The sequence below is a fragment of the Cetobacterium sp. genome, from assembly GCF_051653945.1.
GTDB lineage: Bacteria > Fusobacteriota > Fusobacteriia > Fusobacteriales > Fusobacteriaceae > Cetobacterium_A.
The window spans coordinates 1-11,251 of record NZ_JBOFXD010000117.1; the positions used below are offsets into that span (position 1 = coordinate 1).

The window sequence follows — 11,251 nt, forward strand, 5'->3', positions numbered from 1 at the left end:
CATTACAGTTAAGCCTTTCTACTCAGGTGGAGTTACTCAAGTTTTAGAAGCCTATCATAATTCTAAAGAGTTAATTGATGTAGAAAAACTATTAAAATATTATACAAAAATGAATTTTACTTATCCTTATCATCAAGCAATAGGCTTTTATTTACAAAAAGTAGGTATATCTGATTATAAACTTTTTAAATATTTTAGTCACGATTTTAAATTCTACCTAACATATAACATTTTACATCAAGAGTTTTCTGATGAATGGAATATTATTTATCCAAAAGGGATTTAATTTTCTCTATAATTTCAATAATAAAATTAAAATAGTAATCGTAATCTTCTAAACTATTCCCTTCAGACAAAGTTGCTTTTACCGTCTCCCAATTTTCTCTATATGGTTCTCTTAAACTTTCTATTTTATCCAAAAACTCAATAGGAACTTGTTTTGCAGAAAAAATATTTATCACCAATTCTTTCGTTATTCTATTTTCTATATTTGAGAAATTATCAAATAAATTCCAAATATCATAAATATCTCTTGCTCTTTTTTTCTGTCTTGCAGACGAAACAATTTCTTTATACTCTTTCATAGATTGACATATTGCTCTAAATTTTTCAATAACAATCATTTCTGGAGTATAAACTCTCAAAATTATTCCATCAATCTCCTTTTTTGTTGCAGATTCAATATACTCATAGGCACTAATATCTACTGTATACTTTGTAGAATGATTATCCTGGATAACTAAAGCATTTCTTCTCTTAGCTGATATATCAGAGAACTTTTCATCTACAATTTTCTCAATCAACTTAAACTCTAATAAATACCCTTTCCATTCAGGAATACTTCCATTCTTAGGCTTTTCAGATAACTTTACATCAATCGGTATTAAATTTAATAATGAAAATTCTTCTGATAAAAGTCTTGATATAACTCTATTTAGTCTTTTATAATCTAGTTCAGAAAAATCTTTTTCCATTGAAAAATCAATATCGATAGATCCCCTATCTGTAATGTCATATGCTAATTGAAGAGCATTACCTCCTTTTAAAACTAATCCAGACATTAAAATATCATCTTTCATTAATGCTCTTAACGTTGCTAACTTTATATCATTTATATTTTCCATACCTTCGGCAAATATAAATCAAAAACATTTTTTGTCCGCTTTGGATATGCTGTTTAAACGGCAGAATGGGTCTTTCAGAGGATTTTCAAACCTAAAATCATTTATCCAAAACGGCACTTGCACGCAATCAATATTTTAGCCTAAATAATTTAGGTAGATAATAATGATTATGTAAAGTAGATTATTTTTCATTAAAGATATTATTTTTTCAATAGAGGTTGGTGGTTTCAGTTCTCTTCAATTCCCTTTTTTTCTTGTACAAGTTCGTCGATTCTGATATCTTCTCTTTCTCGGATATTAGAGTAAAGATAGAATTGTTTCACATTCTAAAAACTTCTTATTCTATCAATTCATATATTATCTTTCTTCTACTTTCAGGTATTAAATGAAATTATTTAGGCTTTTAAAAATATTTTCTCCAAAAAAAAGAATTAAACCTATCAGAAATTACTAAAATCTTTTTCTTTATATGTTGAAAATTTTAAAAAGTAAATTATATATAGATTTATTTTCACAATTATTAAAATTACTGTGTAATATATCCATTTTAAGTATTTAAATAGATAAGTTTTCCTATTTGCTGCTATTTTTTTTTTTTTACTTACTTTATTTAAGTATTTTAGCATGAAAGGCTTTTACAAAAATTAATACTAAAAAATTATGAAAAAATCTATCTTATTAGTTACAGGAATTTTAGGGACTTTCTCTTTATTTTCATTCAAAAATCATAATGAAAACATGCAAGAATTGTCTAACATGTCAAATTACAAAGAGATTACGTCTCAAAACACTATAGAAGAACAACAAGATCTAGAAGTAGCAACTGCTGCAGTAGGAAGAGCTGCCGTTAAAGTTTGGCAAAAATCATCTAGAGAAGTTGTATACGCTGCTGTAGCTTTATGGCCTTTATCTGCAGCTGAAGATGCTATTGTATCATTAAACTTAAATCAAAAATCTATAAAAGAAGTTAAATACAATAAATTATAAATTTATAAACCATTTTGTCAAAAGCCTTTCTCTTTTTAAATAAACAAATAAAATGGTTCTAAAATTAAAACAAGTCTTTATACTCTTTATTTTTGCTTCATGGTGGTGTCTAAATTTCTTTTTTAATTTACCTGACACAAGTGTACCCATAGTACATAATTACGAACTTTATAAAAAATGGGATGAAATTTTTTATCAAAGATGGGGTTTTTTCGCTCCTGCTCCTGATTATAACGACAGACTTTATTACATATATACTTCAAACAATAATTCCAATGAATTTATTGTTTATGAGGTTTTTGAAAATCTTCATAAAAATCGTGTAAATAATTATTTGAAAGATGATAATTTATCCACATTAGATTATATAATCCATAACACTTCAAGCCCAATAGGTGATTTATTAAGAGAAAGTTATGAAGTTTATACATTAGAAGGTAATTGTAAAAACCTTAATGATGAAGATTGTTATAGAAACTACATAAATAGTATCCGAGATGATTTTAATGAATCTCCAAATATATTGACTCTTGTAAATCATGCAAAAATGATTTCAAAAATTAAAAATTTAGATAATCATACATTGCAAATCATAATTGGTGCTGAAGAATTACCAAAGTTTCAAGATAGATACTCTTCAAATTTTAAACATAAAAGTTATCCATTTTTCAAAAGTAATTTATATAATTTAAAAATAAATAAATGGGAAAAATATATAGAATAATTAACTCTTTATCGAATGAAAATATATTTAATATTTATCTTCCTATATTCAGAATATTTATAAGCTTTCATATTCTAAAGAAAATGTATTTGGGATGGTCTTCTATTTCTTTACTTTACGGTGATTTAATGGTAGCTAAGAGTCCTGTCCTACATATCTTACCTTTTTTAGATTATCGCATAGGAGATTATCCTTTAATAATATTATTAACCATATTAATTGCTATTTTATTTGGTTTTGGAATAGGAAGATGGATTACCTCATTGGCTTTATATATATTGATGTATTTTAATAATGAACTTTCATATCTATATAGTAACGGAGGTGACAATTTACTTAGTTTCATATGCTTATATATGGTATTTACTAATTCATATAGTTATTTTGTTTTAAATAAGAGTAATCCTATAAAATCCAAAATATCTAACTTAGCTAGTAATTTAGCTTGTTACTCTATTATGATTCATTTATGTTTAATATACTTCATTTCTTTTATTCATAAAATTCATTCTGACATGTGGTATAATGGAGTTGCTAATTACTATATTTTAAATTTAGAAAGATATTCAAGTCCATTTAATTATATTTTTTCTAAAAACATAATCTTTATTGTTTTTTCTACATATTTTACTCTAGCTTTTGAATTATTCTTTCCAATATTAATTTGGAATAAAAACTTTAGAAAAATTTTACTAGTAAGTGGTTTACTTCTACATTTAGGAATCTACTTCTTTATGATGATATATGATTTTGAAATCCTTTTCATAATGATATATGGTTTTTTTATCACTAATAACGAATGGTCAAAAATAATATCTTATATGAGAAATAAGATGTTTTATTTTAACTCTAAATACTTAAATTTTAAAAAAATATAAAAAAATGAAAAATTTTATTTTAACTATATTCTTGTCATTATCAACAATTTCTTTTTCTCAAATTCAGAATAATGCTTTTGAAGAATACATTAAAACATTTGAATATAACTTCAATAATAGCCATTTTGAAGAAATTTTTAAAAGTTTTAATAATGAAATGAAAAATGATTTACCTAAAGAAAATGCTATTTCTTTTTTTTCCAGCCTAATGAAGGTTTCTGGTAAAATTAATAAAATTGAATATGACTCTTCTAAAGATTCTTTTAATATTTATAAAATATACCTAGATAAAAAAAATTATTTATTTTTTCTATCATTAGACAACAACTCTAAAGTTGATGGTATCTATTTTGAAGAAGAAAAATAATATATGGAAAAAAAAATTGTCCTTTTTGATGGAGAATGTGGTTTTTGTAACAAAACTATTCTTTTTTTTGCAAAAAATGATATAAATAATTCTGTTGTTTTTATCTCTAACACAAGTGTTCAAGGTAAAGAATTAATTTCTTTATACAATATAGATACAGAATTAATAAATAAGACTTTAGTCTTGATATTTAAAAAAAATACATACATAAGGTCTGATGTTTTTAGAGTTTTAAGCCAAGAAAATAATAAACTAATATTTTTAAAAATACTTTTAAATATATTTCCAAAATTTATAAACGACTTATTTTATAATATCATTTCCAAGAATAGAAAGAATATAATTAATAATAATTGTACTATTCCTCCTAAAAATATAAGAGATAAAATTATACTATGAATAAAATAATAAATATACTTAATTACTTAAGTCTAATCATTATAATATTAATACCCGTATCGTGGATATATAACAAATATATTAACGACAACAACTATATTCTAAACATTATTTTCGACAATATAACTTTGTTGTCTTCTATATATATCTTTTTAAGATTTGTAATTTTTTTTTATAAAAAGTAACCTATGAAACCAATTGTTTTTTTATTCTTTTGTTTATTATCTTGTTCAATTACTTTTGCTCAAAAAAATGATTATATTGAGGCAACATATTCGTGTTCTTTAAGTTTTGATATTGATTTATTTTTGAATAAAATTCCTGTACAAGAAAGAAAAGAAGCTGAAGTTTATTTAAAAAACTCTTTAGATAAAGGTTTAATTTTAGATTATTCTTTAGAGTCAAATGACTCTATATCTATTTTTAAATTAATTCCAAAAATTAATAATAGTCAAAATGAAGGAAGTTTAATTGTTGAAGAAATGCTTGCATTCGATAAACTTCCTACTTATAAGTTTATTAATAAAAAAGAATATTTAAAAGAAATTGATATTCTAGGTAAAAAATTTATTATTAAGGAGGCTATTCCTATAATAAAATGGGAAATACAAGAAGACGTGAAATATATTTTATCAAAAAAGGCAACAAAAGCTATAGGATATATAGGTAATAATCCTGTTACTGCTTGGTTTTTTAATGATATTCTTTTAGATAATGGACCTTACTTATTACATGGTTTACCTGGTTTAATAGCAGAGGCTGAATTTAATATTAATAATGTTAATCAACATTATGTAATAAACTCAATGTCAAATAAAAACAAAAAAGTGAAAGTTAAATTTTCAAAAAAAGCAAAAATAGTTTCAAGTGAAGAATTTCGTTCTGAAATAAAAAAACTTCAACAAAATGCAAAAGAAGATAGAGTAGATTTAGATTAAAATATCTTTTAAGAATATCTATAGGGGTCAGTCGACGAAAAGTATAAAAAACAGGGTTAACAATTTTATTTATAGTTTAACATCTTTACAATAGATAAAACAAATACTTTATAAATTTCTTAGTGGTCTAAATTCTCCTTTGTTCAATTTTATTTGATTATTCCACACATAATCTCCAGTTAAGTGAATATGTTCCCATCCTAAGGGGGACAGGTGCTGAAGTAATTCTTCATTAATTTCTTCACCTTGTTCTTTCAAATGTTCTACTGCTTTTTCAATATAAACTGTATTCCATAAAACAATAGCAGCTGTTGTACGTTGTCAAAATAATTTAGACAACGTACAACCCAAGCAGAATTTTATACTTTTAATAAAGTATTATTTTGATGCACCATTTTATATTAAAATGATTAATTTTCTATGTTACATAATGAATTGAAAGAATCTTTTGTTATACAAGGAGTACTGCTATTTTGACCATTTATTTTTGAAATTAAAATATCAATTGACCTCCATTTTTTCGACTTCTATCATCAATTTTTTATTATCCTTTGGATTTTTCCATTTCCATTTTCTGAACTTTTGAATAAAAAGAGCATCTTCTTTTGATAAAATTCTATTCTCATTATTCAATTCATTGTAAAATTCATTTCTAATCTCCGATTTTACTTGAAATCCAAACTTAAACGTAAAAAACAAAGCAGCTAATCCAATCGCACAAAAAACAACTGAGTACAACACTACATTAAACCTTTTCTGTGTATTTTCAATTGCTTTTTTTGTTTTTTCAGCCACTCTTTCCAATTCTCCAACACTTTGATCCACTCCAGAACGATCTACTTTAATATCCGTTCGTTTAAGCTCGTTCAAATACTGCTGATTCGATTGTTCAATTTGAGCAGATAACTGTTCTAATCTTTTTATTTTATCCGAAATAATTTCACTTTCTTCTAAAATCATTTTCATAAGTTGTTGACTGGTCATATTCATAATGCTAATTTTTTAAATTTATAACGACATTCCTCTGTCAATCGAACGTCCAATTTTGATAGCCATATCTGCTATTTTAATAGCCGGTTGCAAAAGCGATAAAACTTCCACCGGTTTTGTAACAATTTCTTTAGTTAACCCCTTCACAATTTCAGTCTGCATCGTTATTCCTTTAAAAGAAACCCCTTTCTCAATCATACTTTTCATTCCACAACTCTTATGAATTTCAGAAGCTTTAAAATCAAGTCCACTCATTTTATCATAAATCCGAAAACCTTGCAACTTTCCACCTTTATTAATGGTTGGTTTTATGCGACATCCCCTATCATACATATTCTGCATATACTCTGAAAAAGTATTCGATTGCTTCACCGAAATATTATGCTTTTTCAAAATATCAGCCTTCAATTCCTTGTTCAAGTCTTTCTCTAAAACTCGTTCAATTACCTTCTCTTGTCGCACCTCTTTCGCTGTTTTTAAACCATTTTCAAGTGCAATCTTTTCAGCAGAATTTTGAGCCTTAAACCCAATATAAGAATCATCCAAAGCCTTTCCTTTTTCATCAATACGATTGGCAATAATATGAACATGAGTTGCCTTTGTATTTTGATGAACATACGCAATACACTGATTATTCTCTAAACCTAAATTTTTCAAATGATCTTGCGTATAACGCAATAATTCTTGACGAGTATGAACGACATCATTATTCGGACTAAGAACAATCGAAAACGTATTGTTGGAACAATTCTCATTCATTGCCTGTACTTCTCTAAACTCTGAAAGAATTTCAGATCCATTTTTTCCAATCACATCATTTCGGTACAATTCAAAGGATTGTTTTTCTTCCTTCATAATGTAATCAATAGCAGCTGCACTTCCTTTGGTTGCTTTGGCTTTACTTATCATGACGGATCTTTTTTAAATGAACCAACATTTCTTGTTGAAGAATACCGATTTCTGAAAGCATACTTCCATAATCGCCTTTCTTCAGAAGATTAGAAATAGACGAAAAATTATTATAAAATTTTTTGAGCTCTTTATAAACTTCCAATTCAGATTCGCTTAATTGTTTGGGTGATTTTTTACCCAATGCACAATTTCGAACATAGGTTGAAACAGGAAGACCTGTTTCCTTTGCTTTAACTTTTAAAAGTTTTTCTTCTAAAAGAGTTAATCGGATTTCAATTCGTTTGGTTTTATTCATCTTAAAAACTTAAAAAAATCGTTCGACCATCGGGAGAATGCGAGAGTAGTGTTGACGTGAAAAATAGGGCAGTTTATGCCCATTTTGTACGTACAAACACACATCTCGACCTATTCTACTTTCTAACTTTCTCTAAATTAACCAATTTTCCGAAATTCTAAAACTTTTTTCATTCTTTTTTTACTCATTTTCAACCAAATAATAGAAACTCCTTTCATAATTCAGGTGAAAAATAAACCAAAACATTCTCAAAATAAAATAACAAAACACCTTCGTAGACACCTTTTATTTAACGCTCAGAAGATCCAAATACATTAAACAACGAAATGATAAGAACTAATTTATAAATGCAAAAAACGACCTCAAAAGAAGCCGTTTTAAAATCGTTTCGCTTTCAAATTTATGGTTAAACATTAAATTTGAGCAACAAAAATACATTAATGAATTAAAAATCAATTAATTAAAGTAGATAAATTTTATCAAAAATAAAAATCCGCCCGCCCCCCTTGGTGCGACCTGCGGTCTGCTATTTCCTTTTTTTTGTTTTTGTTTTTGTTTTTTTCACTCCAACGAAAACAGTACGAGTCAAACGAGCTCCGAAAAGTCAATTTTTCAAAGAAAAATGACTCCTTATAAACTAAAAAATCATAATGTTTTTGTATTTAATATACATAGCTTGTTATACATTACTTACCGATTTCCGTGAAAAGTATAATATATAATTCATAGTCAGCTTTATAGAGTAGTTATATTTTTCTTAACTATTACTTTTGGAATGGTCTACTATTACTTTTAGAATGTTCTTGATAGTCGTTAATATTACTTTTGGAATGGCTACTATTACTTTTGATTTTAAAAGTAATAGTTTGTATATTTACATTCATGAAGTAATAGTTAGATTTTAATTCTATGAAAATAACCAATAAAGAAGTTTTACAATCTTATATTTTGACAACTGCAAAATATGATTATTCTGTTTATGAAAAACGTATCTTATATAGGATTATTGAAATTCTTCAATTCCTAATCGAAGGTAAAAAACTGAACGAAAAATATAGTATTCAAATTACAACTCAAAATGATTATGATTTTCAAATTCCATTGAGTAGTATTTTAGTAAATGAAAAAGATGAAAATTACACCAGGATAAAAAATGCTTTCAAATCTCTCCAGAAAAAAATCATCGAATACGAAGACAATAAAACCTGGTTATCTCTAAATTTAATTGAGCGTCCAGAAATCACGAAAAACGGAGGTAATTCTTATGCTTCATTTAGAGTTTCTCCAATGATCGCAGAATGCTTTATGGATTTTTCAAAAGGATTCAGAAAATATGAATTGAAAGTTGCGATGGAATTCGAAAGTGAATACTCTATGAGATTTTATGAATTACTATCAAATAAAAAAACTCCTATTAATTATTCAATCGAAAATTTGAAAGAAATTTTTGGTCTTGGAGATAAATATAAATTGACTGCAAACTTTATCAATAAGGTTATTGTTCCTGCAAAAAAAGAATTGGATTCGAGAAGTCCGTACACTTTTCATTACGAACCAATCAAAACAGGCAGAAAAATTACATCAATTCACTTTGTTCCTATTTATCAACCTCAATTTGAAGATGAAAATCTGAAGAAACAGAGATTGAATAAACAAATGTCAAATAAATGGTTTATTCCAAAAAATATTTATGACTTCTTAATCCATAATTTTAATTTTACAGATAAAGAATTAAATAATAATTTGAATTTATTTGAAAATCTCTACAATAATATGTCCGAAGAAGCTCTTTTGGATTTTCTTGTTGATATTCGATTTTTTGCTTCGAATGCAGATAATCCAAAAGGATTTATTATTGGGTCATTGAAGAAAAAAGCAGAGCAGATTTTTGAACAAAAATACGGTCTAAATAACAAGTAGATTTTTAGATCTACTTGTTAAAATATTTTTCATCAATTGCTGAATTGATAAGCTCTTTTATACTTACTCCATTCTGAACAGAAAGCAACTTTAATTGTTTCAATTTTTCTGTTGGAATATAAACCGAAAATAGTGTTTCAATTTTCTTCTCTTTTATCGGAACAACTTTCTGAATTGATGTCTTTTTTTCAGTCTGTTTAACTTCGTTAATTAGATTTGTAATATCTTGTTTTGCCATTTATATAAATATTAAATTATATATTTATATAATTACATAAAAATATAATTATATAAAATTAATTGATTGATAATGTTAATACTTCTTTGGTTAAATTATCAATTTGCTTTTGAGCTTTATTATTTTCCTCTACTCCATTTACTAAAATAGATCTCGAAAAAGCTACTAAATCTGAAATCATATTTTTTGAAACTTTTATGTCATAATCTCCCAAATGTGATTTTATTTCATCGGTCAAAGTTGTATTCGGTTTTACCATATTAAATACAATCAAAGCTTTGTTTCCATTGTTTGATTCTTCTACAATTTCTATTGTAGATTTTATTGCAAGTAAATCTAAAATTCCCGCCTTTGTTGGAATGATAATTACGTTTGCTAAATCACATAATTCTTTCAACTGATTTGTTAAATATGGAGGTGTATCGATAAAAATAAAATCATAATCCGATTTTAATAACTCCTTTAAGTTTGAAGCTTCATAAATTGGAACTTCAGAAGCCTTTTTTATATTTAATAAAGAGCCTTGCTCGTCTAAATCTATCAAGCATACTTTAGCACTTTCTCTAATATTTGCTGCCAAATTAAAAGCTAATGTAGATTTACCTACTCCTCCTTTTTGATGTGTTACAAGAATTACTTTTGCCATTCTATATAATTATATAATTATTCAAATATATAATTATATAATTAATAATCTCTTGTTTTTATGAAAAAAAATAACTAACTTTGTGAAATATATATTACATATATGTAATATATATATCAGAAATGAATGAAATTTTAAAAAAATTAAATAAGCGTTCTAGTTCAATACATTCTGTTTTTGAAGATGTTAAGACTAATTCTTTTCCTGTTTTAAGTAGTAAAGAATCACATAGTCTGATATCTTCCATTAATTATATTTATGGATTGAGAAGTCTAAGTAGAGAAGATATTATCGATTATCTAATCCGTAATAAATTAATTAGTAGAGTAAAGAATCATAGTAACTTATTTTATTTCCCTGATAAAAAATATGATATTTTTGACTTAACTCATACAAAGTCGAGATCTTCCTATTTTAGTCATTATTCTGCTGTGTATATTCATAATTTAACTGAGCAAATTCCTAAAAATATCTATCTTACTTATGAACGCCCTACTAGAACGTATCAGAAAAGCAATCTTAGTCAAAATGCTATAGATATTGTATTTAATAAGCCTCCTAGAATAGCTTCAAATAGTATTAAAATAGATGGTTATAATATATATTATTTAAATGGACAAGCTTATGATAGAATAGGATTAGAGAGGTATAAAGAAATGTATCTAATTACTGATTTAGAAAGAACATTAATCGACATTACAGTTAAGCCTTTCTACTCAGGTGGAGTTACTCAAGTTTTAGAAGCCTATCATAATTCTAAAGAGTTAATTGATGTAGAAAAACTATTAAAATATTATACAAAAATGAATTTTACTTATCCTTATCATCAAGCA

General features: G+C 25.8%; 15 protein-coding genes and 1 pseudogene. 9 read left to right on the forward strand and 7 right to left on the reverse strand.

What is annotated here, in order from left to right; translation table 11 throughout:
* Nucleotides 1-286, forward strand: a 286-nt coding sequence (locus ACRC8M_RS13135; RefSeq protein ID WP_438529548.1) for a hypothetical protein, incomplete at its 5' end; no start/stop codon positions are given.
* On the opposite strand, the gene ACRC8M_RS13140 is transcribed toward ACRC8M_RS13135, so the two are convergent.
* Nucleotides 264-1,124, reverse strand: a complete 861-nt coding sequence (locus ACRC8M_RS13140) for a nucleotidyl transferase AbiEii/AbiGii toxin family protein (protein ID WP_438529549.1) — start codon at nt 1,122-1,124, stop codon at nt 264-266. The genes ACRC8M_RS13135 and ACRC8M_RS13140 overlap by 23 nt on opposite strands.
* A gap of 660 nt (nt 1,125-1,784) precedes the next feature.
* On the opposite strand from ACRC8M_RS13140, the gene ACRC8M_RS13145 reads away from it, so the two are divergent.
* From ACRC8M_RS13145 to ACRC8M_RS13170, 6 genes are all read left to right on the forward strand, one after another.
* Nucleotides 1,785-2,111 carry a hypothetical protein gene (locus ACRC8M_RS13145; protein WP_438529550.1) on the forward strand — a complete coding sequence of 109 codons (327 nt, stop codon included), beginning with the start codon at nt 1,785-1,787 and terminating at the stop codon, nt 2,109-2,111.
* 52 nt (nt 2,112-2,163) lie between these two features.
* Entirely contained in the window at nt 2,164-2,835 is a 672-nt protein-coding gene (locus ACRC8M_RS13150) for a hypothetical protein (protein ID WP_438529551.1), read from the forward strand.
* A gap of 128 nt (nt 2,836-2,963) precedes the next feature.
* Nucleotides 2,964-3,713, forward strand: coding sequence for a hypothetical protein (locus ACRC8M_RS13155; RefSeq protein WP_438529552.1), 750 nt, complete (start codon nt 2,964-2,966; stop codon nt 3,711-3,713).
* A gap of 4 nt (nt 3,714-3,717) precedes the next feature.
* Nucleotides 3,718-4,080 (forward strand): DUF3887 domain-containing protein, encoded by a 363-nt coding sequence (locus ACRC8M_RS13160; protein ID WP_438529553.1) that lies wholly within the window; start codon nt 3,718-3,720, stop codon nt 4,078-4,080.
* 3 nt (nt 4,081-4,083) lie between these two features.
* Entirely contained in the window at nt 4,084-4,479 is a 396-nt protein-coding gene (locus ACRC8M_RS13165) for a thiol-disulfide oxidoreductase DCC family protein (protein WP_438529554.1), read from the forward strand.
* Between the two features lie 188 nt (nt 4,480-4,667).
* On the forward strand, nt 4,668-5,417 hold the full coding sequence (locus tag ACRC8M_RS13170; protein WP_438529555.1) for a GLPGLI family protein: 750 nt from the start codon (nt 4,668-4,670) through the stop codon (nt 5,415-5,417).
* Nucleotides 5,418-5,525: 108 nt separating this feature from the next.
* Here the strand turns inward: ACRC8M_RS13170 and ACRC8M_RS13175 are convergent.
* The 4 genes and pseudogenes from ACRC8M_RS13175 to ACRC8M_RS13190 all read right to left on the reverse strand — a co-directional run.
* A pseudogene (locus tag ACRC8M_RS13175) lies at nt 5,526-5,729 on the reverse strand (Tn3 family transposase); the annotation flags it as partial.
* A 189-nt stretch (nt 5,730-5,918) separates the two neighbouring features.
* Nucleotides 5,919-6,401 (reverse strand): hypothetical protein, encoded by a 483-nt coding sequence (locus ACRC8M_RS13180; protein WP_438529556.1) that lies wholly within the window; start codon nt 6,399-6,401, stop codon nt 5,919-5,921.
* 24 nt (nt 6,402-6,425) lie between these two features.
* On the reverse strand, nt 6,426-7,316 hold the full coding sequence (locus tag ACRC8M_RS13185) for a relaxase/mobilization nuclease domain-containing protein (protein ID WP_438529557.1): 891 nt from the start codon (nt 7,314-7,316) through the stop codon (nt 6,426-6,428).
* On the reverse strand, nt 7,306-7,614 hold the full coding sequence (locus ACRC8M_RS13190) for a plasmid mobilization protein (RefSeq protein WP_438529558.1): 309 nt from the start codon (nt 7,612-7,614) through the stop codon (nt 7,306-7,308). The genes ACRC8M_RS13185 and ACRC8M_RS13190 overlap by 11 nt, the downstream gene beginning before the upstream one ends.
* A gap of 909 nt (nt 7,615-8,523) precedes the next feature.
* Here ACRC8M_RS13190 and ACRC8M_RS13195 point away from each other — a divergent pair.
* Complete coding sequence (locus ACRC8M_RS13195; RefSeq protein WP_438529559.1) at nt 8,524-9,534, forward strand: replication initiation protein; 1,011 nt, start codon at nt 8,524-8,526, stop codon at nt 9,532-9,534.
* Nucleotides 9,535-9,544: 10 nt separating this feature from the next.
* Here the strand turns inward: ACRC8M_RS13195 and ACRC8M_RS13200 are convergent, their stop codons facing one another.
* Both ACRC8M_RS13200 and ACRC8M_RS13205 read right to left on the reverse strand, forming a co-directional pair.
* Nucleotides 9,545-9,772: a hypothetical protein gene (locus ACRC8M_RS13200; protein WP_438529560.1), complete on the reverse strand. Its 228-nt coding sequence runs from the start codon at nt 9,770-9,772 to the stop codon at nt 9,545-9,547.
* A gap of 58 nt (nt 9,773-9,830) precedes the next feature.
* Nucleotides 9,831-10,418, reverse strand: a complete 588-nt coding sequence (locus ACRC8M_RS13205; RefSeq protein ID WP_438529561.1) for an AAA family ATPase — start codon at nt 10,416-10,418, stop codon at nt 9,831-9,833.
* Between the two features lie 263 nt (nt 10,419-10,681).
* Between ACRC8M_RS13205 and ACRC8M_RS13210 the strand changes: the two genes are divergently transcribed.
* On the forward strand, nt 10,682-11,251 hold a 570-nt coding region (locus ACRC8M_RS13210), incomplete at its 3' end, for a type IV toxin-antitoxin system AbiEi family antitoxin domain-containing protein (protein ID WP_438529562.1).